We start from the raw sequence: 257 nt of genomic DNA, 5'->3' as shown, positions 1-257 counted from the left end.
CCCGGGAGTCGGGCGGCTATGCCGCCCTGCGCGCCATGCCCAGGCTCGGGCGCATGCCATGCCTGGCCAACAACGAAGTGAAACTGCTGATTGATGGCGCGGCCACGTTCGAGGCGATCTTTTCCGCCATCCGCATGGCGCGGGACACCGTGCTGGTGCAGTTCTTCATCATCCACGACGATGCCCTGGGCAAGGAGCTGCAGCAGCTATTGCTGCGCAAGGCCGCCGAAGGTGTACGGGTGTTCGTGCTCTACGAC

At 64.6% G+C, this 257-nt stretch carries 1 pseudogene; it reads left to right on the top strand.

Annotation, left to right across the window (positions count from 1 at the left end):
- Positions 1-257 (top strand): annotated as a pseudogene (locus FQ664_RS26385) (cardiolipin synthase); the annotation flags it as partial.

This window comes from Pseudomonas persica, assembly GCF_900291015.1.
Classification (GTDB): domain Bacteria; phylum Pseudomonadota; class Gammaproteobacteria; order Pseudomonadales; family Pseudomonadaceae; genus Aquipseudomonas.
Note: the sequence above shows the minus strand (reverse complement) of the source record. Positions and strands in the feature narration are given on the sequence as shown.